The 21,570-nt window shown below is 70.5% G+C and carries 18 protein-coding genes; 8 read left to right on the top strand and 10 right to left on the bottom strand.

The window, feature by feature from the left end; all coding sequences use genetic code 11:
- Positions 1 to 114 precede the first annotated feature (114 nt).
- The 4 genes from IGS68_RS20530 to IGS68_RS20545 form a co-directional block, all read right to left on the bottom strand.
- Positions 115 to 1,620: a sensor histidine kinase gene (locus tag IGS68_RS20530; protein ID WP_201073250.1), complete on the bottom strand. Its 1,506-nt coding sequence runs from the start codon at positions 1,618 to 1,620 to the stop codon at positions 115 to 117.
- Positions 1,621 to 1,663: 43 nt separating this feature from the next.
- Positions 1,664 to 2,116, bottom strand: coding sequence for a YqaA family protein (locus tag IGS68_RS20535; protein ID WP_201073252.1), 453 nt, complete (start codon positions 2,114 to 2,116; stop codon positions 1,664 to 1,666).
- Between the two features lie 12 nt (positions 2,117 to 2,128).
- Positions 2,129 to 4,069, bottom strand: coding sequence for a histidine kinase dimerization/phosphoacceptor domain -containing protein (locus IGS68_RS20540; RefSeq protein WP_201073257.1), 1,941 nt, complete (start codon positions 4,067 to 4,069; stop codon positions 2,129 to 2,131).
- 133 nt (positions 4,070 to 4,202) lie between these two features.
- Positions 4,203 to 6,452 (bottom strand): AAA family ATPase, encoded by a 2,250-nt coding sequence (locus IGS68_RS20545; RefSeq protein WP_247881001.1) that lies wholly within the window; start codon positions 6,450 to 6,452, stop codon positions 4,203 to 4,205.
- Positions 6,453 to 6,774: 322 nt separating this feature from the next.
- On the opposite strand from IGS68_RS20545, the gene shc reads away from it, so the two are divergent.
- Entirely contained in the window at positions 6,775 to 8,760 is a 1,986-nt protein-coding gene (shc, locus tag IGS68_RS20550) for a squalene--hopene cyclase (protein WP_201073265.1), read from the top strand.
- A gap of 75 nt (positions 8,761 to 8,835) precedes the next feature.
- Here shc and IGS68_RS20555 read toward each other — a convergent pair whose 3' ends face one another.
- From IGS68_RS20555 to ispH, 3 genes are all read right to left on the bottom strand, one after another.
- Positions 8,836 to 9,483 carry a terminase small subunit gene (locus IGS68_RS20555; RefSeq protein WP_201073272.1) on the bottom strand — a complete coding sequence of 216 codons (648 nt, stop codon included), beginning with the start codon at positions 9,481 to 9,483 and terminating at the stop codon, positions 8,836 to 8,838.
- A gap of 427 nt (positions 9,484 to 9,910) precedes the next feature.
- Positions 9,911 to 11,026, bottom strand: coding sequence for an adenosyl-hopene transferase HpnH (hpnH, locus tag IGS68_RS20560; RefSeq protein WP_201073278.1), 1,116 nt, complete (start codon positions 11,024 to 11,026; stop codon positions 9,911 to 9,913).
- Between the two features lie 6 nt (positions 11,027 to 11,032).
- Positions 11,033 to 12,004 carry a 4-hydroxy-3-methylbut-2-enyl diphosphate reductase gene (gene ispH, locus IGS68_RS20565; RefSeq protein WP_201073279.1) on the bottom strand — a complete coding sequence of 324 codons (972 nt, stop codon included), beginning with the start codon at positions 12,002 to 12,004 and terminating at the stop codon, positions 11,033 to 11,035.
- A 175-nt stretch (positions 12,005 to 12,179) separates the two neighbouring features.
- On the opposite strand from ispH, the gene IGS68_RS20570 reads away from it, so the two are divergent.
- The gene (locus IGS68_RS20570; RefSeq protein WP_201073280.1) at positions 12,180 to 13,472 is read left to right on the top strand and encodes a flavin monoamine oxidase family protein; all 1,293 of its coding nucleotides are present in this window, start codon (positions 12,180 to 12,182) and stop codon (positions 13,470 to 13,472) included.
- Here the strand turns inward: IGS68_RS20570 and IGS68_RS20575 are convergent.
- The gene (locus IGS68_RS20575; RefSeq protein WP_201073281.1) at positions 13,444 to 13,872 is read right to left on the bottom strand and encodes an RbsD/FucU family protein; all 429 of its coding nucleotides are present in this window, start codon (positions 13,870 to 13,872) and stop codon (positions 13,444 to 13,446) included. The genes IGS68_RS20570 and IGS68_RS20575 overlap by 29 nt on opposite strands.
- 117 nt (positions 13,873 to 13,989) lie before the next feature.
- Here IGS68_RS20575 and IGS68_RS20580 point away from each other — a divergent pair, with 117 nt between their 5' ends.
- The 3 genes from IGS68_RS20580 (at position 13,990) to IGS68_RS20590 (ending at position 15,480) form a co-directional block, all read left to right on the top strand.
- The gene (locus IGS68_RS20580; protein WP_201073282.1) at positions 13,990 to 15,000 is read left to right on the top strand and encodes an aldo/keto reductase; all 1,011 of its coding nucleotides are present in this window, start codon (positions 13,990 to 13,992) and stop codon (positions 14,998 to 15,000) included.
- Between the two features lie 55 nt (positions 15,001 to 15,055).
- Entirely contained in the window at positions 15,056 to 15,226 is a 171-nt protein-coding gene (locus tag IGS68_RS20585; protein ID WP_201073284.1) for a hypothetical protein, read from the top strand.
- A gap of 83 nt (positions 15,227 to 15,309) precedes the next feature.
- Complete coding sequence (locus tag IGS68_RS20590) at positions 15,310 to 15,480, top strand: hypothetical protein (RefSeq protein WP_201073286.1); 171 nt, start codon at positions 15,310 to 15,312, stop codon at positions 15,478 to 15,480.
- 116 nt (positions 15,481 to 15,596) lie between these two features.
- Here IGS68_RS20590 and IGS68_RS20595 read toward each other — a convergent pair whose 3' ends face one another.
- Positions 15,597 to 16,778: a porin gene (locus IGS68_RS20595; RefSeq protein WP_201073289.1), complete on the bottom strand. Its 1,182-nt coding sequence runs from the start codon at positions 16,776 to 16,778 to the stop codon at positions 15,597 to 15,599.
- A gap of 235 nt (positions 16,779 to 17,013) precedes the next feature.
- Here IGS68_RS20595 and IGS68_RS20600 point away from each other — a divergent pair, with 235 nt between their 5' ends.
- The 3 genes from IGS68_RS20600 to IGS68_RS20610 all read left to right on the top strand — a co-directional run bounded on the left by IGS68_RS20600 (position 17,014) and on the right by IGS68_RS20610 (position 20,457).
- Positions 17,014 to 17,154: a hypothetical protein gene (locus IGS68_RS20600; RefSeq protein ID WP_201073291.1), complete on the top strand. Its 141-nt coding sequence runs from the start codon at positions 17,014 to 17,016 to the stop codon at positions 17,152 to 17,154.
- Between the two features lie 99 nt (positions 17,155 to 17,253).
- Complete coding sequence (locus tag IGS68_RS20605) at positions 17,254 to 18,492, top strand: AMP-binding protein (RefSeq protein WP_201073299.1); 1,239 nt, start codon at positions 17,254 to 17,256, stop codon at positions 18,490 to 18,492.
- Positions 18,493 to 18,540: 48 nt separating this feature from the next.
- Positions 18,541 to 20,457 (top strand): ATP-binding protein, encoded by a 1,917-nt coding sequence (locus IGS68_RS20610; RefSeq protein ID WP_201073308.1) that lies wholly within the window; start codon positions 18,541 to 18,543, stop codon positions 20,455 to 20,457.
- On the opposite strand, the gene IGS68_RS20615 is transcribed toward IGS68_RS20610, so the two are convergent.
- Positions 20,441 to 21,511, bottom strand: coding sequence for an acyltransferase family protein (locus IGS68_RS20615; protein ID WP_201073310.1), 1,071 nt, complete (start codon positions 21,509 to 21,511; stop codon positions 20,441 to 20,443). The two genes, IGS68_RS20610 and IGS68_RS20615, sit on opposite strands and share 17 nt — an antisense overlap.
- Between the last annotated feature and the right edge of the window lie 59 nt (positions 21,512 to 21,570).

Below are 21,570 nucleotides of genomic sequence, written 5' to 3' on the forward strand. Positions count from 1 at the left end.
CCCCCTGCGGGCTGTTCTTTTCCAGATTTCCCTGGGGCAACCACGGCGGAGGAGCTTTGTTCCAACGAATTATGACAAAACGCCTATCCGGCGCCTCCGATCGATCTGAGGGGCTCACCGGATGATATCGCGGTCGCCCCACAGATCGATCGGAGGCGCCGGCTCGCTGTCGAAGCGGATGCTCACCGAGGTGCCGGAGCACCGGTCGCCGTCGGGGCCGGTCGTGAGCTGCCCCCGGAGCTGGCGTGTCAGCTGCCTGACCAGACGGATGCCCAGGCGTCCTTGGCCCTGCTCGAAATCCAGGGGAAGCCCGACGCCGTCGTCCTCGACGCGGAGTTCGACCGGGCCTGGAGCGCGGCCGTCCAGGATGACGCGGACCGGGCCGCCCGAGATCACGACGCCGCCCTCGTCGGGATAGGCGTATTCCACGGCGTTGGCGATCAGTTCGTTGGCGATCAGCGCCAGGGGCGTCGCCTCGTCGATGGGCAGTTCCATAGGTCGGTCGCGGATGCAGGCCACCGGGATCCCCGGCCTGGAGAGATTGGCGCACAGCCCCTGCAGGAAGGCCGCGAAATCCATCAGGTCGGGCCGGTCGGTCAGGTAGAGCTGTTCGTGGACCTGCGCCACGGCCTCGATCCGCCCGCGGGCCTCGGTGAACTGCTGCAGGGTCGCCGGGTCGGTGATGGTCCGGTTCTGCAGGCTGAGCAGGCTGGAGATCAGCTGGAGATTGTTGCGGACGCGGTGATGCACCTCGCGCAGCAGCAGGTCCTTCTGGCGCAGCAGGTGCTCGCGTTCGGCCGCGGTGCTGGCCAGTTCCGCCTGGATGCGCTTCTGGCTGTCGATGTCGGTCGCGGTGCCGAACCAGCGGACGATGCGGCCGGCATGGTCCAGCACCGGCGTCGCGCGCCCGAGATGCCAGAAATGGGCGCCGTCGGCGCGGCGCAGCCTGTATTCCGCCTGCCACGGGCTGGCGGAGGCGTAGGCGGCCCGCCAGGATTCGAGCAGCCCGTCGAGGTCGTCGGGGTGGACATGGCTGCGCCAGGCCTGGGGATCGTCCGGGGAAGCGCCGGAATACTCGAACCAGCGGCGATTGAAATACTCGTTCTCGCCGTCGGGGCCGGTGATCCAGACGATCTGCGGCAGGGCCTCCGCCATGCCGCGCAACCGCTCCTCGTCGCCTTTCCTCCCGCTTCCCCGCGCGCCGCTCCGTCTTTCCGGCGAACCGGCCCGGCCGCTCTGAAGGACGAGACGCGCCGCCCCCGCCGCCAGCAGGCCGGAGATCAGGGCCCCGGCCAGCCCGGCGATCGTGAGGGGCGGAAAGGCGAACACGACGCCGGGCAGAGGTGCGGCGGGACCGGCGGTGCCGGGCACGATCGCTCCCGGAAGGGCGGCATCGTCCACCTGGCCGCCCGGCACGGGCACCGGCAGGACGGTCAGGGGAGCGGGAACCGGATCGGCCACGGGAGAGAGAGCCGGCAAGACCGCCGACAACAGCAGTCCCGGTACGGCTGCCGCTGCCGCTATCAGCCACAGGCCGTTGCGCAGTCCCATTTCGCCCCCGCCCACGATCACCCCTGGAAAGAACACCCGCCCCTTGCGGTGGTTCAGCGATGAATGCATTTGTTTCGAAATTCATCCGCGCCGTGTTGCCGCAGGGGACCGCTCATCCCGTGCCGCCGGTCCACCACAGGGTGGAGAGCGCTATGAAGACGTAGCGCCCGACCTTGCCGATCGCGACCAGGACGGTGAAGCGCGCGAGATCGACGCGGAGCGCGCCGGCGACCACCGTCAGCGGGTCGCCCACGACGGGCACCCAGGCGAACAGCAGCGACCAGACGCCGTAGCGGCCGTACCATCCGACGGCCCTGTCGTACACGGCGGGCTTGAGCGGGAACCAGCGGCGGTGCCGCAGATGGACCAGGAACCGGCCGAGCAGCCAGTTGAGGATCGAGCCCAGCACGTTGCCGGCCGACGCCGCCGCGACCAGGAGCACCGGGTCGAGCCCGCCGCGCGCCAGCAGGGTCGCCAGCAGGATCTCCGACTGGGCGGGCAGGACCGTGGCGGCCAGCAGGGCCGCCGCGAACAGGCCGGCATAGGCCGGGAGATCGGCTGTCACCGGTCCCTCGCGTCACGCCGCGGCCGGAAGCACCAGGGTCCAGCGCGCGCCGGGGTCCAGGTTGTCGACCGACAGCGCGGCGTCGAGCTGGGCGGCCAGCGATTCGATCAGGCGCATGCCCAGGCTGTCGCTCCGCCGGCGGTTGCGCGGGTCGAGGAAGTGCGGCGCGATGCCCGGCCCGTGGTCGCGCACGGTCAGGCGGAGCGCGTCGCCGTCGGTTCGGCCGAAGCTGATCTCGACCGGGCGCCCGGCCATGCCCGGACCCGCATGCTTCAGGGCATTGGTCAGGAGCTCGACCGCCAGCAGGCCGAGCGGAATGGCCGAGTCCGTCGGCACCTCGACCGGCTCGGTCCGGATCGCGACGTTGCCGCCGCCGCCATAGAGGGTGCAGAGCGTCTGGAGGTACGAGCCGAACTCGACCCGCCGGACGTCGTCGTTCTTGTAGAGCTGCTCGTGGACCTGGGCGATCGCGTTGACCCGGGACACGGCATCCTGGAAGGCCTGGCGGCTGCGGGCATCGTCGATCTGCCGGCCCTGGAGGTTCAGCAGGCTGGCGACGAGCTGGAGCGAGTTCTTGACCCGGTGGTTGACCTCCTTCAGGAGCATGTCCTTGCTGTCGACGACCTTGCGAACGCGCTCCTCGCTGCCGCGCAGGGCGGCTTCCGCCCGCTTCTCCCGGTCGATGTCGTAGAGCGCCACCACGCTGCCGATGATGGCGCCCGCGGCATCGACGATGGGGGCGCCGCTGACCCGGATCCAGGCGGTGCTGCCGTCGCCCCGCCGGTAGAGGAATTCGTCGCCCGCGACAACCTCGCCTTCCAGGGCGCGCGCCAGGGGCCATTCGCGAGGACCGACCAGCCTGCCGTCGGGGTGCCAGCCGACCCACTCGCCGTAGCTTCCCACGTCGAGGGAGGGCAGCACCCCGTGCCGCAGGATCTCCTCGACCCGCCGGTTGCCGTAGATGATCCGGCCGCCGGGCGCTTCCGCCACCATGACTCCGGCGGGCATGCTGTCGACCAGGGCCTCGAACCGGGCATTGTCGGCGGACATGCGGGCGATCAGCCGTTCCCGCTCGGCATCGGCCCTCCTGCGGGCGGTGACGTCGCGGACGATGCCGAACATCTGGCCGCCCTCCGGAGTTCCGCCGAGGGTTCCGTCGGGCATCCAGCGGCCCCGCGCCGCGAACCAGCGTTCCCCCTCCGGATCCCCGCCCTGCGGCACGGCCGCGGGGTTCAGGCGGTACTCGACCTCCAGCGTTCCCTTTTCGGCGATCGCCCGGTCGATCCGGTCCGCCATCATGGCGCGGTCGTCCGGGTGGACCACGGCCAGCGCCTCGTCGAGGCCGAGCGGCGTATCCGCCTCCAGTCCCTGGAGAGCCGCGGCACGCTGCGACACGATGAACCGCCGGCTGCCGCCGAGCATGCTCCAGGCACCCACATCGGCGGCTTCGAGCGCGATGGCGAGCCGGGCCTCGCTGGTGCGGAGCTCCTCGCCGCTGCGCTCCGCCCTGACCTGGCGGGTGACCTCCTGCGCGATGATCAGGACGCCGTCCACGGTCCTCCCGGTCGCCTGGAGCGGGATGAACTCCACATCCCAGAAGGTCTCCCGGTCGCCGCGGGCGTAGATCGAGCGGTGCTGGCGGAGGCTGAGCGGCTCGCCGGTCCGCCAGACCCGTTCGATGGCGGCGAGCTGCTCCGCGGGGATGCCTGGGAACACGTCGGCGATCGTCCGCCCCAGCATCGGCACCGGTTCCGGGGGGATGGACGCATAGGCCTGGTTGACGAGGGTGTAGCGGAGTTCCGGCCCGCGCACGATGGCGACGGCGGCCGGCACCCGGTCGACGATCCGAAGCAGCACGTCGGTGTCGGGCACTTCCAGCGCCAACGCAGAAAGCACCTGGGCGAGGGTCCTGCTCGCCGATATCGACGACGCGGCGGCGCATCTGCTGGTCATAGCGTCAGAGAACTCCAGGACTGCTGGGCCGGAACGGTTGGGCCGTCCCGGCTTCATTCTTTCCCGGAATGTCCCAGCCTGACCCAGTGGAGCGCCCGATGATGGCGTGAGTGAGGCGAGGCGCCGGGATGGCTCATGCCGGTTCGTATTTCGACGACCTGACATGGGTCCGGTCCACCGAGAGGTCAAGTTTGCCATCGACCACCGCGAGCCTGATCCGGCCCCCGCCGTCGAGATCCCCGAACAGGAGGTGCTCGGCGAGCGGCAGCTTGACCGCGCGCTCGACCAGGCGCGCCAGCGGACGGGCGCCCAGCGCCGCATCGAAGCCCCGCGCGGCCAGCCAGTCCAGGGCCTCGGGGCTGGCGTCGAGCGCGATGTTGCGGTCGGCGAGCTGTTCCGCGAGCCGGTCCAGGTGCGACCGCGCGATCAGGCGGACGGTGGCCGGCTCCAGCGGCCGGAACTGCACCGTGGCGTCCAGCCGGTTGCGGAATTCCGGCGAGAACAGGCGGTTGACCGCGGCCACCGCGGCGTCGGCATCGGGACCGGAGACGGCCTGCATGCCGAAGCCCATGGCCGGGCGGACCATCTCGGCGGCGCCGGCGTTGGTGGTCATGATCAGGACGACGTGGCGGAAATCGACGGTCCGGCCGGAGCTGTCGGTCAGCCGGCCGGCGTCCATGACCTGGAGCAGCAGCGCGAACAGGTCCGGATGGGCCTTCTCGATCTCGTCCAGCAGCAGGACGGCATGGGGCGCCTTGGACACCGCCGAGGTCAGCAGCCCCTCCTGGTCGAAGCCGACATAGCCCGGCGGCGCCCCGATCAGGCGGCTGACGGTGTGCCGCTCCATGTATTCAGACATGTCGAAGCGCAGCAGCGGGACGCCCAGCGTCTCGGCGAGCCGGCGCGCGATCTCGGTCTTGCCGACGCCGGTCGGGCCGGCGAACAGGTAGGAGCCCATCGGCTTCTCCGGGTCGCGCAGGCCGGACCGGGCGACCTTGACCGCCGACGCGACCGCCTGGATCGCGGCATCCTGCCCGAACACCGCCGCCTTCAGGTCGGCCTCCAGGCCGCGCAGCGCCGCGCGCTCGTCCCGGCCGGCGCGGCGGACCGGCATGTTGGCGATGCGGGCGACGACCGCCTCGATGTCGGGCGCCTCGATCCGCCGCGGCCAGGCCCGGCCGGCGTCGAGCCGGGCCATGGCGCCGGCCTCGTCCAGGACGTCGATCGCCTTGTCCGGCAGGTGCCGGTCGGTGATGTAGCGGGCCGACAGCTCGACCGCGGCGCGGATCGCGTCGCCGCTGTAGATCACCTGGTGATGGTCCGCATAGCGGTCCGCGACGCCTTCGAGGATGGCGACCGCGTCCTCGACCGAGGGCTCGGCGACGTCGATCTTGCCGAACCGGCGGGCGAGCGCCTGGTCGCGCTCGATGTGCTGGCGGTATTCGCGGTAGGTGGTGGCGCCGACGCAGCGCAGCGTCCCCTCGGCGAGCGCCGGCTTCAGCAGGTTGGCGGCGTCCATGGCGCCGCCCGACCCGCCGGCGCCGATGATGGTGTGGATCTCGTCGATGAACAGCACGGCGCCGGGGGTCCTGCCCAGCTCGGTGACGACCGCCTTGACCCGCTCCTCGAAGTCGCCGCGGTATCGGGTGCCGGCCACCAGGGCGCCCAGGTCCAGCGCGAAGATGCGGGTGCCCCTCAGCGCGTCGGGGGCCTCCCCCTCGACGATCCGGAGCGCCAGCCCCTCCGCGATGGCGGTCTTGCCGACGCCCGGCTCGCCGACCAGGATCGGATTGTTCTTGGTGCGCCGGCACAGGATCTGGACGGTCCGCTCGATCGCCGCGTCGCGGCCGATCACGGGGTCGATGCGGCCCTCGGCCGCCTTGGCGTTGAGATCGACGCAGTATGTCGCGAGCGCGCCGTCGGCGGCGGGGGCCGCCGGGGGATCGGACGCGTCCAGCGCCCGCTGCGGGGCCTTGCGGCGGCGGGCCTCCATGTCGCGCTGGACCATGTGGTCGACGATCCGGTCGCGCGAGACGCCGTGGCGGCGGAGGATGGAGGCGGCACCGGCACCCCGGTCCACCAGCAGCGCCAGCAGCAGGCAGGCGCCGTCGCATGGGGCATCGGGCTTGAAACGCTCGGCCCGCTGGATCGTCCGTTCCACCGCGTCGTCGCCGTGGGGCCGCTGGGGAAGACGCGGCAGCAGCCGGTCGATCTCGCGGTGGATGGCCCGGGGATCGGCCTCGCACGCCATCAGGGCGGCGACGGCATCGACGTCGCCGGTCAGGGACAGCAGCAGGTGCTCCTGTCCCGGTGCCGCATGGCCGTACTGGGCGGCGAGTTGATACGCGTTCCTGACGGACTGTGCGGCGGCGTTGCTGAGCATGGGCTGGCCTTTCCTGTCCTGGTTGGCTGTGCCGGCGATCCCGCCGGCGCCTTGCGGTCGCGCTCCTGGACAGCAGTCTTACTTTCGACATAGTGAATCAATTATTAACCATAACATCATCAACCCGTCATTACTGCCGGGCTCGACGCGGAATACATCCGTCCGCCCGCCAAGCCCGAATGCTGCATCGCCGTCCGGAGGGGTCCGTCGCCTTTTGCGTTGATGACACCGGGGCAGGCTGCGGCATAAGGGTGGTTGCAGGGCAACATCGAATATCCTCTGGTGCAATCACTCCAATCCGACCAACAGCAGGTGGGCGAGCATGCTTCTCCCGCGGACGGGCGTTGGTCCCGAAGGCCTTGGTTCCCAAGCATATCCGGCCGACGGGGCAGTTGATCCAGCCATCGACGTGACCGAGGCGGTGGCTGCGGCGGAAGCGGCCTTCGGGCGGCTCCAGCAGCCCGACGGGCATTGGGTCTTCCCGCTCGAGGCGGACGCCACCATCCCGGCGGAGCACATCCTGCTCCAGCACTTCCTGGACGAGATCGACCCGGAGGTGGAGGCCGGCCTCGCGACCTTCATCCGGCGCCGGCAGGGCGAGGACGGCGGATGGCCGCTGTTCCACGGCGGTGCCATGGACGTGAGCTGTTCGGTGAAAGCCTATTTCGCGCTGAAGGCGGCCGGCGATCCGCCCGACGCGCCGCACATGAGGCGGGCGCGCGACGCGATCCTGGCCCACGGCGGTGCGGCCCGCTGCAACGTCTTCACCCGCATCCTGCTGGCGCTGTTCGGCCAGATCCCGTGGCGCGGGGTGCCGGCCATGCCAGTCGAGATCCTGAACCTGCCGGCCTGGTCGCCGATCCACATCTCCCGGATCTCCTACTGGTCGCGGACCGTGGTCGTGCCGCTGCTGGTCGTGATGGCGCACAAGCCGAGGGCGCGCAACCCGCGCGGCGTCGGCATCGCCGAGCTGTTCACCGTGCCGGCCGACCGGGTCGCCGACTGGCACTCCGCCCCCGACGACACGGCGCTGGCCCGGCTGTTCCGAGGGCTGGACGCCTTCCTGCTGCTGATCGAGCCGCGCCTGCCGAAGACCGGCCGGCGGACCGCGATCCAGCGCGCCGTGAGCTTCGTGACGGAGCGGCTGAACGGCGAGGACGGGCTGGGCGCGATCTTCCCGGCGATGGTCAACGCGATCCTGATGTATGACTGCCTGGGCTATCCCGTCGACCATCCCGACGCGGCGACCGCCCGCCGGGCCATGGACAAGCTGCTGCTGCGCCGGGGCGACGAGATCCTGTGCCAGCCCTGCCTGTCCCCGGTGTGGGACACCTCGCTGGCCTGCCACGCCCTGGCCGAGGCCGGCGGTCCGGCGGCCCGGGCGATGGCCCTGCGGGCGGCCCGCTGGCTGGCCGACCGCCAGGTGCTGGACTGCCAGGGCGACTGGAGCTGGCGCCGGCCGGGGGTGCGGCCGGGCGGCTGGCCGTTCCAGTACGCCAACCCCCACTATCCCGACACCGACGACACCGCCGTGGTCGTGATGGCGCTGGACCGCTGCGAGGCGGAGCTGTTCACCACGGCGATCGACCGCGGGCGCGAGTGGATCGAGGGGCTTCAGAGCACCAACGGCGGCTGGGGCGCGTTCGACGCCGACAACAACAGCCATTACCTGAACTATATCCCCTTCGCCGACCACGGCGCCCTGCTCGACCCGCCAACGGTGGACGTGACGGCGCGCTGCATCGGGATGCTGGCCCAGCTCGGGCTCGACCGGGACCACCCGGCCGTCGCGACCGGGATCGACTTCATCCGGCGGGAGCAGGAACCGAACGGCTCCTGGTTCGGCCGCTGGGGCACCAACTATATCTACGGCACCTGGTCGGCCCTGTGCGGCCTGAACGCCGCCGGTGTCCGGGCGGACGACCCGACGGTTCGGCGCGCGGCGGAATGGCTGGCGTCGCGCCAGAACCCGGACGGCGGCTGGGGCGAAGGCGGCGTCTCCTACTGGCCCGACCGCATCGCCGAAGACCGGTGCGCGAGCACGGCGTCGCAGACGGCCTGGGCGCTGCTCGGCCTGATGGCGGCGGGCGAGGTGCGCGGCGCGGCGGTGGCGCGGGGGGTCCGCTACCTGCTCGACACCCGCAACGCCGAGGGGCTGTGGGACGAGGAGGACTTCACGGCGGTCGGTTTCCCGCGGGTCTTCTACCTGCGCTATCATGGCTATGCCGCGATCTTCCCGCTGTGGGCGCTGGCCCGCTACCGCGGCCTGATCGAGGAACGCCGCACGACGGTGCCCTGGGGGGTGTGAGGGGGCGCGTCGCCGCGTCGCGGTCGGGCGCGCGGTCGGTCGAAACGAACGTGATCCTCACTGCGGGGCGGGGATTCAGGCGACGGCCGGTACCCGGAGGGGCGGCACCGGCGCCGACAGGGAGGTGGAGCCGAACAGGGCCGCCGTCTTGGGGGAGGTCACTGTTTTTCGGGCCGAAAGGTCACTATTCCGCTTGGCGGCCGGCGGGACGGCGGGCTTGCCGGCGGGTTTCGCCGCCTCCGACGCGGGCGGCTGCGCGGCCACGGGGTAATCGGCATCCTCCGGGGGACAGTCCAGGTTCTCCAGGTCGGCGTCGGGGTGCGGCCTGTCGCCGCCCAGGTAATGGTGCGGGATGCGCTTGTCCTGGATCACGCCGCGGAGCTTCAGGCCAAGCTCCACCGCGCGCAGCGCCAGCCCGAGGCTCTTGCGCTCCAGCGCCTCCCCCGCGATGGTCTCCACCAGTTCGGCGGCGCGGTCCAGGGCGGACTTGTGGACGGCCCGCCGGTCGGTGCGGAGCTGGTCGATGCGGACGCGGATTTCCGGCTGACCCATCAGCACGGCGGCGCGCTGCTTGGCCCCCTTGGGCGAGTACCCCGCCCGCCGCGCCGCCTCCGCCCCGCCGACGTTGCAGGCCATGGCCTGGCAGAAGGCTTCCTGGCGCGGGGTCAGGACGATCACGGGCGGGGCGGAGGCGGCTTGCGCGGGGGACTGGTGGTCGAGCATGGCCGGGGCGCCTTGGTCGGATGGGAACAATTCGGGAACATTAAGCCGATTTCGTGGTGAATGCAATGTTCTTGAGTTCGCGCGCCGGTCGGCGGGAGCCGGGCTCTTGGGGTCAGACCACCATTTCCCCAGGAGGTCGCCGTCGAGAAGCGCAGATGGGAAATGGTGGTCTGACCCCAAGAGCCCTCGTCGGCATCAAAGGTCGATCTCTTGTCCAGCGGTTCAGAAAGTTGGCATTCAGCTCGTGTGCGGGTTAAGCGTCAGCGACGACGGCGTCCGCTTCTGGGTGGGCGCGAAACGGTAATCCCGTTCGGTCCATCTACGCACTGCACCCTCACCTCGCCCCCTTGGGGGAGAGGGTCAGGGTGAGGGGGTCGGGCGACGGCGTTCGTGTCGGGATCGACGAATTTCCCCGCAAAAAACCGCCTCAGCGCTTCGGGCCGGCTTCCTCCAGCGCCTTCTCGACGTGGCGGGAGAAGACGTATTCGGCCGGGCGCTGGCGGTCGAGGGGGATCTCCGGGGCCATGCCGCCGTCGGTGCGGACGCCGTGACAGGCGACGCGGAAGGCTTTCAGGGGGTTGCGGACGGAATCGGCGACGGCGGTCGCCTCGTAGCCGCTGTGGACCATGCAGTCGGCGCATTTCTCGTAGTTGCCGGTGCCGTAGGCGTCCCAGTCGGTTTCATCCATCAGCTCGCGCCAGGTCCCGGCGTAGCCTTCCCCGAGCAGGTAGCAGGGGCGCTGCCAGCCGAAGATGTTGCGGGTCGGATTGCCCCAGGGGCTGCACCGGTAGGTCTGGTTGCCGGCCAGGAAGTCCAGGAACAGGGACGACTGGTTGAACGCCCAGCGCCGGCCCCGCCCCGCCCGGAAGATGTCGCGGAAGAGCTGCTTGGTGCGGCGGCGGGTCAGGAAATGGGCCTGGTCGGGCGCTCGCTCGTAGGCGTATCCGGGCGAGACCGTGATGCCGTCGATGCCGGCTTCCATGGCCTCGTCGAAGAAGGCGGCGACGCGGGCGGGGTCGGCGCCTTCGAACAGGGTGCAGTTGATGTTGACTCGGAAGCCGCGCTTCTTGGCCTCCCGGATCGCCGCGACGGCGCGGTCGTAGACGCCGGCCTGGCAGACCGAGGCGTCGTGCTCGGCCCGGCTGCCGTCGAGATGGACCGACCAGGTGAAGAAGGGGCCGGGCTTGAAGCGGTCCAGCCGCTTTTCCATCAGCAGCGCGTTGGTGCAGAGATAGACGAAGCGCCGCTGGGCGATCAGCCCGTCCACGATCCGGTCGATCTCGGCGTGGAGCAGCGGCTCGCCGCCGGCGATCGAGACGACCGGCGCGCCGCACTCGCGCGCCGCCTCCAAGCAGTCTTCCACGCTGAGGCGGCGGTTCAGCAGCGGGTCGGGGTAATCGATCTTGCCGCAGCCGGCGCAGGCGAGGTTGCAGCGGAACAGCGGCTCCAGCATCAGCACCAGTGGGTACCGCTTGACGCCGCGCAGGTGGCGGCCGACGACATAGGCGCCGACCATGGCGGTTTGGAGCAACGGGACGGCCATCTGAGCTCACTTCCTGTTCAAGTCGGATTGGTGCCGGGGGAGCGGGCCGGTGCCGGCCGCCTCCAGCTCGACGGGCAGGCGGAAATGCAGGGTTTCCTCGATGCCGGGCAGCGTCCGGACCCGCAGCTTGGCTCGCCGCGCCAGGGCGTCCAAGACCTCCTGGACCAGGTCCTCCGGCGCCGAGGCGCCCGCCGTGACGCCGACCGAGGATACCCCGTCGAGCCAGGCCGGGTCGAGCGCCGAGGCGTCGTCGATCAGGTAGGCGGGGACGCCGGCATCGCGCGCGATCTCGCGCAGCCGGTTGGAGTTGGAGCTGTTCGCCGCCCCGACCACCAGCACCAGGTCGACCAGCGGCGCGAGGCCCAGCACGGCGCGCTGGCGGTTCTGGGTGGCGTAGCAGATGTCGTTGGTGTCGGGGCCGACGATGGCGGGGAAGCGGGCCTTGAGCGCCTCGATGATGCTCCGGGTGTCGTCGATGCTGAGCGTGGTCTGGGTGATGTAGGCGACCCGGCCGGGATCGGAGACCCGGAGCCGGCCTATATCCTCGATCGAGCCGACGAGATGGACCGGCCCGTCCAGCCGGCCCAGGGTTCCCTCGACCTCCGCATGCCCGGCATGGCCGATCAGCACGACGTCGCGGCCCTGGCGGGAATAACGCGCCCCTTCCAGGTGGACGCGGGCGACCAGCGGGCAGGTCGCGTCGATCACGCGCAGGCCGCGCGCCCGCGCCGCCTCGTCCACCGCGGTCGAGACGCCGTGGGCGCTGAAGATCGTGACCGCGCCGGGCGGCACCTCGTCCACCTCGTCCACGAACCGCACGCCCTTGGCCCGCAGGCGCTCGACCACGTGGCCGTTGTGGACGATCTCGTGCCGGACATAGACGGGAGGGCCGTAGAGCGCCAGCGCCCGTTCCACGATCTCGATCGCCCGCTCGACGCCGGCGCAGAAACCGCGGGGTTGGGCCAGGATCACCTGCATGCGCGCGTCCTTTGGTCGTTTCCGGGGCCGGTCGGGCCAGGGGGACTCCCCGAGGGTCCAGGCTATATCGGGAGGGAAAAATCGGGCAAACACGCATTTGGATCAGTGGCCTCGGTCCGATACCCCTCACAAACCGTTGAACGGGCGTGATGGATTTCAAGCGGACAAGGGAAGCATGCCGTTCAGCGAAGTGGATGTGGTCGTGGTCGGTGCCGGGGCGGCCGGTCTGGCGGCGGCCCGCGAGCTGGCCCGCCGGGGCATCTCGGCGGTCGTGACCGAGGCGCGCGGCCGGACGGGAGGCCGCGCCCACACCGTGCTGACCGCCGGCGGGCACCCCGCCGACCTGGGCTGCGGCTGGCTTCACTCCGCCGACCGCAATCCCTGGTGCGGGATCGCCGAGGGGCTGGGGCTGGAGATCGACCGGAACCCGCCGGACTGGGGACAGGGCTCCGTCGGGCGCCGCCTGGGCCGGGAGGCCATGACCGACTGGGCGGAGGCGATGGAGCGGTACTGGGAGCTGATCGACCGGGTCGGCGACGGCGGACCGGCTGGCGGGCCTGGTGGCGGACCGGACCGCAGCGTCGCCGAGCTGCTGCCGGCCGGGGACCGCTGGCTGCCGCGCTTCGCGGCGGTCATCGGCTACATCTCCGGCGCCGAGCCCGGCGACCTGTCGGCGGTGGACCTGGTGCGCTACGCCGACACCGGCGTCAACTGGCGGGTGGCGTCGGGCTACGGAACGCTGGTGGCGCGGGCCGGCGCGGGGGTCCTTGTCTCGCTCGACACGCCGGTGACGTCGATAGACATGACCGGGCCGCGGATCGTGCTGACCACGCCGAAGGGCGAGCTGTGCGGGCGGGCCGTGATCCTGACCGTTCCGACGCCGCTGCTGGACGGCGAGGCGATCCGCTTCACGCCGCCGCTGCCGCCGGAGAAGACCGAGGCGGCCCGCGCCTTGCCCATGGGCCATGTGGCGAAGCTGTTCCTGGAGGTCGCCGAGGAGGGCGGCCGGCCCTGGGACCTGGAGCCCGACACGCAGGTCCCCGGCGCCCTGGACCGCGCGCGGACCGGGCTGTACCACCTGGAACCGCTCGGCCGGCCGCTGGTCGAGGGATATTACGGCGGCGCCCTGGCGCTGGACCTGGAGCGCGCCGGGCCCGGGGCCCTGGAGGATTTCGCGCTCGGCGAGCTGTGCGGGCTGTTCGGTTCGGCGGTCCGCGGCCGGCTGAAGCCGGTGGCGGCCTCGGGCTGGGCGGCCGACCCGTGGTCGCGCGGGGCCTATTCCTACGCGGTGCCGGGCGGCGCCGACCGCCGCGCCGACTTGGCGCGGCCGATCGACGGGCGGCTGTTCTTCGCCGGGGAGGCCTGTTCCCGGGACTCCTACTCCACCGCGCACGGGGCCTACCTGACCGGCATCGAGGCCGCGGCGGCGGTGGCGGCCGTCATCCGGCCGGACGGATCACGCCCTTGACCAGGATGATGTTGCCATAGAGGCGGCGCTCGCCGGTGGCGATCACGGCGTAGGCGCCGCGCGCCCGCTCGTAGAAGGCGAAGCGGTCCATGCCGAGGATCTCGATCGCACGGCCCTCCGCCGCGTCGGCCAGCGCCTGGAACTCGTCCAGGATCGGCGGCCACTCCGTTCCCGGGGTCATGACCGCGGCCGGCGCCTCGACGAAATCGTCGAGCGGCAGCAGCGACAGCACCGCCTCGAGGGCCGCGGTGGCGTCGATGCCGTCCAGCCGGACCAGCCGCCTGGCGTTGGCCGCCGCGGGATAGTTGGCGTCGACGATGGCGAGTTCGTCGCCGTGCCCCATATCGGCGAGGATCTGGAGCAGCGCTCCGTTGAGCAGCGGATCGATCGTCTTCAGCATGGCTTTCCTGTTCCTGCCCTGATGCGGCTTCCTGGCCCGTTTCGGGGGTCGGCCGTGTTATCGATTGAGTCCATGGTTAATGAAACGCAAGGGTCAATGAACCGCAAGGAGGATGGCATGGAACTGGAAACGCGCAAGCTCGGCCGCACGGACGTATCGCTGACGGTGTTCGGGTTCGGCGGGACCTCGCTCGGCAACATGTACCGGGCGATCGACGACGAGGCGGCGCTGGCCGCCCTGGACGCCAGCTTCGCGGCGGGCGTCCGCTACGTGGACACGGCGCCGCTGTACGGCCACGGCCTGAGCGAGCACCGCGTCGGCGGCTGGCTGCGCCGGGTCCGCGGCGAGAACGTCGTGCTCTCCACCAAGGTCGGCTGGCGCCTGTTCCCGGCGCGCGGGGAACCGACCGAGGCGGGGCTGTTCATGGACGTGCCGCCGTTCCGCCGGGGCATCGACTACAGCTACGACGGGGTGATGCGGTCGTTCGAGGACAGCCTGCAACGGCTCGGCACCGACCGGGTCGACATCGTCTTCATCCACGACGCCGACCGGCGCAACCAGGGCGACGCGTTCGAGCAGCGCTTCAAGGAGGCGATGGAGGGCGCCTACCCCGCCCTGCTGAAGCTGCGCGAGCAGGGGATCGTCAAGGCGATCGGGGCCGGGCTGAACGAGTGGGAGGCCTGCCAGCGCTTCGCCGAGGCCGGCGACTTCGACTGCTTCCTGCTGGCCGGCCGCTACACCCTGCTGGACCAGGAGAGCCTGGACAGCTTCATGCCGCTCTGCGAGAAGCGCGGCATCGGGATCGTGCTGGGCGGGCCGTACAATTCCGGCATCCTGGCGACCGGGCCGGTGGAGGGCGCCCACTACGACTATGCCCCGGCGTCGCCGGAGATCCTGGAGAAGACCCGGCGGATCGAGGAGGTCTGCCGGCGCCACGGGGTTCCGCTGAAGGCGGCGGCGCTCCAGTTCCCGCTGGGGCATCCGGCGGTGGCGTCGGTCATTCCCGGCATGGGCAGCCCGGCGCGGATCAAGGAGAACATGGACCTGCTCGCCCATAAAATTCCGTCCGACCTGTGGGCGGAATTGCGGTCTGACGGGTTGATCCGTCAGGACGCCCCGCTCCCCTGAGCGCAAGGGGTGCGGGCGATCCGCCTGCAACCGCGAGAGCTGGAGGGAGGAAGGCATGAGCACCGGCAAGGGTTCCGAAGCGGCCGAGCAGATCGAGAAGGCGCTGGACCGGAAGACCGGAAAGGCGTCCGGCGACACCGACAAGAGCCCCGAGCGCAAGTTCGAGGAGATGGGCGAGCGCGACGAGATCCGCGACAAGGCGGGACGCACGCCCGAGGGCCGGTGACGCCGCCACCCAGACCGACGTGATCCCCGGGGCGCCGACCGCGCCCCGGGAAGGAACAGCGAAGACAAAAAAGTGGAATGCCGATGAAGATGTTTATCCTGGGCACCCTGACGGCGATCGTGATCGCCGCGGGCGTGGGCATCGTCCTGTCGAACTACCTGACCAACCCCGCCTACGACGCCTTTTCCACCCCCAGCGCCCGGGTCGGCGAGGAGTCCACGGCCGACCACCGGTTCGGCGATCTGGCGAACTAGGGAACGGAATCCATCTTCCGGCGACGCCCCATAAAACGAAAGCCCATAAAACGAAAGAAGGTGCTGCGCCCGGAGGCGCCGCACCCCTTTCCTTCCAGCCGGAGCGGTGCCGCGGATCAGAAATCCAGGCGGGTGCTCAGGATGGCGACGATGCCTTCGTTGCTCGTGGTGCTGGTCGCGCCGGTCGCGGCGTCCACGTTGCGCAGGTCCTCGTCCACGTACATGACGTCGCCCTGGACCACGAAGCCGGGGGCCAGGGTGTAGGCGGCGCCGCCGCCGTAGGTCTTGTAGGAGGAGGCATAGGTCGCGGGGGTCACGCCGCCGAAGTCGTCGAACTCCGGCCCGCCCTTGAAGCCTTCGGCGTCGGCGTAGGACAGGCCGACCGCGAGCGGGCCCGCCGTGTAGCTGACGCCGACATGCCAGATGCTGGTGTCGCCCGACGTCGCCGGCACGCCGGAAACCGCGTTGTAGTCGCCGCCGTCGATGTACCCGCCGCCGACGGCGAAGCCGCCGAAGCCGACCTGGCCGCCGACCTGCCACGCCCAGAAGTCCTCGAGCGACGGTCCGCCGACGGTGCCCAGGTCCTGGCCGGTCGCCGTGCTGCCGGTGGCGCCCGCCGCCACCGAGAAGCCGGAGAACTCGCCGGTGTAGTTGGCGCCGAACTCCCAGAAATCCTTGTAGCCGCCGGCGGTCTTGAAGCCGACGACGTCCTGGCCCTCGCTACCGTCCTGCGTGGCGTAGCTGACGCCCGCCTGGATGCCGGCGAACCGCGGCGTCAGGTACATGATCTTGGTGGCGTCGCCGGAGTCCGGCGCCTGCACGACGCTGCCGGTCGGGAGGCCGCCCAGGGCGAAGCCGGCGCGCGGGCCGACGTCCGGGGTGTTCTCCAGGAAGAGGTAGCCGTCGCCGTCGATCTGCTCGACGCCGATCAGGGGAGCGTAGATCGACAGGGTGTCGGCGGCGCCGTCCAAGTCGCCGAGCTCGATGCGGCCCCAGGTGCCGCCGAGATAGACCGACGCCTCGTCGGTGCCGACGCTGTTCGAGGCGGCGCCGATGCTGTTCTGCAGCTCGACCTTGGCACCGTAGAGAAGGCCGTTGTCAGCCTTGCCGTCGGCCCGGACGACGATCTCGGTCTCCAGCGCGAACTCGCGGCTGGTCCGGTTCGAGGCGTCGTCGTCGTAATAGGCGCCGAAGAACTCGGTGTAGCCGCCGAGGCTCACGACGAGCTGCGCCTGGGCGGACTGCGCGGCAAGGGAGACCGCGGCGACGGCCGTGGTGGCAAGGAGGAGATTTCTCATGACGATTCCCCGATCGGGTCGAACGTTAAGCGTCGCATCATCAGAGCGGCCAATAGGTGCGTATGCAACTATTACCGACGCGACGGATAGTGATGACGGAAATATGATGCACAGCAGCAACACTTTGAATCTTTACGGCAAATCCGTTCTTCATTAACGCAAAATCAATCTTGGACGGAAATCGCAACGCGCCTGGGCATCGCCTGTTGGAACGGTTTTCACCGGGAGATCGACCATGGCCGAGAACGACGGCAAGAAAGACGAAAAGCCCCAGCCGGGAACCGATGCCGACCGCGACAAGACGCTGACCGAGAAGGAGGAAGAGCGGTCGGGCGGCGAGAACAAGAGGACGCCCGGACCGGTCTACGACGTTTGATCGATTTTTGAGCCTGATTTCCCGTTCGGACGGATTTGCAACGCCGGTCCGATGTGACACTATCGGCGCGTCTTTTACTCCTATCGATGGTAAGGGCGCGTGGCCGGGGAAGCAGGAGAGTTCGGGTCCGGAGGAAGCTGGTGGTCGGACGACCCGACCCTGGCGCGTTTCGTCGTCGACCTGATCGCGGGCGAGTTCACGCGCCTGCGGCCCGGTTCGCAGGCGTTCGCCGACCGTCCCGGCGGAGAAGCCTGGCGGAACGGCCCGATCGAGGCCGACAGCCTGGAGATGCTTCAGCTCTCGGCGGCGCTGGCCGAAGCGCTCGACCTGGCGGCCGCGCCGGGCACCGCCGACTACCTGCCGGGCCGGCGGACCTTCGGCGGCCTGCTGGACATCTGCCGGTCGGCGCTTCCCCGGTGCGGCTCTCACATCACCTTCAGGACATCGGGCAGCACCGGCGCGCCGAAGCCCTGCCGCCACCGCCTTGCCGACCTGGAGCAGGAGGCGGCGTTCCTGCGCACCCTGTTCCCAGGGCGGCGGCGCATCCTCGCCGCGGTGCCCTGCCACCATATCTACGGTTTCCTGATGACGATCCTGGCCGCCGCCCGCGAGGGCGGGACCAGGCTGCCCGTGGTCGATATCCGGGGACTGGCGCCGGCGGCGCTGGCCGGGCTGGCCATGCCCGGCGACCTGATCGTCGGCCATCCCGCCTTCTGGTCGGCGTTCGTGCGCGGCGGGGCCGCCCTGCCCGCCGGCGTCCAGGGCTCGGTTTCCACCGCCCCTTGCCCGGCCGGGACGGCCCGGGGCGCGGTCGGGGCCGGTCTCGACCGTCTCGTCGAACTGTACGGATCGTCGGAAACCGCCGGCATCGGCTGGCGCGACGATCCGGCCGACGGTTTCCGGCCGATGCCCCACTGGCGCCGCGTCGGGGACGCCGTCCTGCGCCGGACCTACGCCGACGGCACGGAAGGGGACGCCGCGGCGCCGGACCGGCTGGACTGGACCGCGGACGGCCGCTTCCGCGTCGCGGGGCGCCTGGACGGTATGGTCCAGGTCGGCGGCGTCAATGTCTCCCCCGAGCATGTCGGGCGGCGCCTGCGCGAGCATCCCTGGGTCGCCGACGCGGCGGTACGGCTGATGGGCCCGGCGGAAGGCGACAGGCTGAAGGCCTTCATCGTGCCGGCCCCGGGCGCTCCAGCCGGACCGGAACTCCATCGGGCGCTGACGGGCTGGATCGACCGTAACCTGACCGTCCCGGAACGGCCCCGGGCTCTGACCTGCGGGCCTTCGCTGCCTTCGGACGCCCTCGGCAAGGATGCGGACTGGACCGTTGCCTGAACCATCGCCTGAACCTTTCCCGCCCCCTTCCAAGCCCGCGGCTCCGCCATGACCACCCTGCTCGACCAGCCCGACATCCTCAAGACCTCCGCCGGAGCGGCCTTGCGGGAATTCATCAACCAGATCGCCTGCCCGATCTTCGTCATCGACGTCGAGGATGCCGACGGAACCGGAGGGTTCCGGGTCGCCATGCTGAACGACTGGTACGAGCGCGCCTTCGGCCTGAGCCATGCCGACTGCGCCGGCCGGCTGGTCGGCGAGGTGCTGGCGCCCTGCCTCGCCTACCGCATCACCGACCATTACCGGCAGTGCGTGGCAACCCGCGGACCGATCAGCTACGAGGAGGAGATCCGGCTGGGAGACCGCGTCTTCTGGACGCGGACCGTGCTGAACCCGCTGTTCCACGACGGGCGGGTCGTCCGCCTGGTCGGGACCTCCACCGACCTGACCGACCACCGCCGGCTGGAGCAGGCGCTGGAAGCCGCCCAGCGCATGGCCCGGCTCGGCTGGTGGCGCACCGACCTGGCGACGGGCGGCACGGTCTGGTCCGACATCCTGTACGGCATCCATGACCGCGACCCCGGCGCCGGGCCGCCCGATCCCGCCGGATTCCTCGACCTGGTCCATCCCCAGGACCGCGGTCTCGCGGCCCCGTCGGCGCGGGTCGGATCGTTCGACTATCGCATCGTCCTGCCCGACGGCGAGATCCGCTACCTGCACGAGGAGCGGGTCGTCCACAGCAGCGGCGACGGGCATCCGGTCGCCCTGTTCGGGACGGTGCAGGACGTCACCGCGAGCAAGCGGGCGGCCCTGGAACTGATGGCGGCGAAGGAGCAGGCCGAGCGGGCCAACCAGGCCAAGACGTCGCTCCTCGCCAACATGAGCCACGATCTGCGCACGCCGCTGAACGCGATCATCGGCTTCTCGGAGATCATGGCCGAGGAGATGCACGGCCCCCTCGGCAACCCGACCTACGTGGAATATGCCAGCGACGTCCTGTTCGCCGGCCGGCACCTGCTGGACATCATCAACGACCTGCTGGACATGGCCAGGATCGAGGCCGGCCAGGTCACGCTGAACGAGGAGACCGTGTCCGCGAAGCGCCTGCTGGGCGACGTCGACCGGCTGCTGCGGGAGCGGGCGTCGAAGGCGCGGCTGAAGCTGACCGTGGCGCCCGCGCCGGACGACGTGGCCGTGGTCGCGGACCGGCGCCTGCTGCGGCAGGTGCTGCTGAACCTGGTGGGGAACGCGGTCAAGTTCACCGAGGCCGGCGGCGAAGTCACCCTGGCGGTCCATATCCTGGCCGACGGCCAGATCTGCTTCACGACCTCGGACACCGGCATCGGGATCTCCGCCCGCGACCTGCCGGTCGCCCTCGCCCCCTTCGGCCGGATCGGCTCGCATCTCCAGGCGAACACCGAAGGCACCGGGCTGGGGCTGCCGGTCGCCAAGGCGCTGGTCGAGCTGCATGGCGGCATGCTCCATCTCAATACCAGCCCGGGCGTCGGCACGACCGCCTTCATGACGCTGCCGTCCTGGCGGGTGCGCACGCCCGACGGCAGGCCGCCGGCCCCGACCATCGGCGGCCTCAAGGAGTTCTTCAGGATCGGCGACCGGGGCGTGTACGAACTGGTCGAGGAAACGGGCCGCGATGCCCTGGCGGAGCTGCCGATCGGCATCGTCCAGCTGGACCGGACGGGACGCGTCCTCAGCTACAACGCCGCGGAGGAGAACTTCGCCGGGCGCAAGGCCGACCTGGTGATCGGCTGCGACTTCTTCCGCGACGTCGCCCCCTGCACCTTCACGCCGGAGTTCCACGGCCGTTTCCAGGAGGGCGTCGAGTCCGGGACGCTGAACATCATCTTCAGCTACGTCTTCACCTTCGACCAGCCCATGAAGGTGCTGATCGAGATGCGTTCCGGCCGCCAGCCCGGCACCGCCTGGCTGTTCATCCGCTGGATCTGACGGCGTTCGCCCCTCCGCCGGCCGCGACGCCGGGCCGGCGGAGGGGCCGGGACGTCCAGCGGCGTCCCAGCCTCTGGATCGGCGCCTCGACCAGGAAATACGCCGCGATGCCGGCCGCCGCCGATATCGCGATCGCGGCGGCCATGAAGATCCAGGCGGCCGCCGCATCCTGCTCGACCAGCCCCAGCCGGTTCCAGGCCGTCCTGACCACCCCGAGCGTCAGGATATGGGTCAGGTAGATCGAATAGGACGCGTCGCCCAACAGGGTCAGCAGCCCGTACTTCCGGATCGCGTCCCTGAGTTCCAGCGACAGGCAGCCGACCACCGTCAGGACGGCCGGAACGCCCCAGACCAGCAGCCGCGTCTCGGGAATTTCCCACGGGGTCAGCGCGACCATCCAGACCAGCCCGACGGCGATCGCCGACAGGGCGGCCCAGGCCGGCAGCGCCAGCCGTCCCTCCAGGTACAGCCGGCCGATCAGCATTCCGGCCGCGAACTCCAGGATGATGGAGTCCGCGAAGAAGATCAGGACCGGATCCCTGAAGGGAACGACCAGGCCGGTCACCGAGATCGCCGCGAACAGCGCGGAGATCGCCGGGATGATCAGGGCGCGCGGCAGGAACAGGGCCGCCGCGAAGAGCAGGTAGAAGAACATCTCGTAATTGAGGGTCCAGCCCGGGATCAGCAGGGGCCAGATCCGGGTCGGCGCGGCCGGATAGAAATGCGGGACGAAGAACAGCGACTTCAGCACGTGCTCGGGCGTCAGCTCCACCGCCCGGAACAGGGTCGGCAGCAGGAGGGCCGCCGCCGCGACGGCCAGCGTCACGAGCCAGTACATGGGAACGATCCGCACGACGCGGTTCCTGAGGAAATCGCCCGGCGTGGTCGGCCGCAGGGACGTCGTCACCCACATGATGAAGCCGCTGATGACGAAGAAGATGTCCACGCCCGCCTGTCCGAACAGCCAGACGCCGCCCGTGTAGAACACCTCGAAGTCGGTGATCTGGTAGCGCGCGTGGTGGAACACCACCAGGAGAGCCGCGAACGCCCTCAAATACTGAATTGAAATAATATTAAATTTAATATTCCCCAAGGGTTGCCGAGCGGGAGAAC

Origin of the sequence: Skermanella sp. TT6 (assembly GCF_016653635.2) — a bacterium.
GTDB classification, from domain to species: Bacteria; Pseudomonadota; Alphaproteobacteria; order Azospirillales; family Azospirillaceae; genus Skermanella; species Skermanella cutis.

Excerpts from the sequence above, each read along its gene's own strand:
- IGS68_RS20600 (WP_201073291.1), top strand. The coding sequence starts at position 17,014 with ATGGCCGAGAACGACGGCAAGAAAGACGAAAAGCCCCAGCCGGGAACC.
- IGS68_RS20575 (WP_201073281.1), bottom strand. The coding sequence starts at position 13,872 with ATGCTGAAGACGATCGATCCGCTGCTCAACGGAGCGCTGCTCCAGATC.
- IGS68_RS20590 (WP_201073286.1), top strand. The coding sequence starts at position 15,310 with ATGAAGATGTTTATCCTGGGCACCCTGACGGCGATCGTGATCGCCGCG.
- shc (WP_201073265.1), top strand. The coding sequence starts at position 6,775 with ATGCTTCTCCCGCGGACGGGCGTTGGTCCCGAAGGCCTTGGTTCCCAA.
- IGS68_RS20545 (WP_247881001.1), bottom strand. The coding sequence starts at position 6,452 with ATGCTCAGCAACGCCGCCGCACAGTCCGTCAGGAACGCGTATCAACTC.
- hpnH (WP_201073278.1), bottom strand. The coding sequence starts at position 11,026 with ATGGCCGTCCCGTTGCTCCAAACCGCCATGGTCGGCGCCTATGTCGTC.
- IGS68_RS20530 (WP_201073250.1), bottom strand. The coding sequence starts at position 1,620 with ATGCATTCATCGCTGAACCACCGCAAGGGGCGGGTGTTCTTTCCAGGG.
- IGS68_RS20585 (WP_201073284.1), top strand. The coding sequence starts at position 15,056 with ATGAGCACCGGCAAGGGTTCCGAAGCGGCCGAGCAGATCGAGAAGGCG.
- IGS68_RS20555 (WP_201073272.1), bottom strand. The coding sequence starts at position 9,483 with ATGCTCGACCACCAGTCCCCCGCGCAAGCCGCCTCCGCCCCGCCCGTG.
- IGS68_RS20610 (WP_201073308.1), top strand. The coding sequence starts at position 18,541 with ATGACCACCCTGCTCGACCAGCCCGACATCCTCAAGACCTCCGCCGGA.
- IGS68_RS20540 (WP_201073257.1), bottom strand. The coding sequence starts at position 4,069 with ATGACCAGCAGATGCGCCGCCGCGTCGTCGATATCGGCGAGCAGGACC.
- IGS68_RS20595 (WP_201073289.1), bottom strand. The coding sequence starts at position 16,778 with ATGAGAAATCTCCTCCTTGCCACCACGGCCGTCGCCGCGGTCTCCCTT.
- IGS68_RS20580 (WP_201073282.1), top strand. The coding sequence starts at position 13,990 with ATGGAACTGGAAACGCGCAAGCTCGGCCGCACGGACGTATCGCTGACG.
- ispH (WP_201073279.1), bottom strand. The coding sequence starts at position 12,004 with ATGCAGGTGATCCTGGCCCAACCCCGCGGTTTCTGCGCCGGCGTCGAG.
- IGS68_RS20570 (WP_201073280.1), top strand. The coding sequence starts at position 12,180 with ATGCCGTTCAGCGAAGTGGATGTGGTCGTGGTCGGTGCCGGGGCGGCC.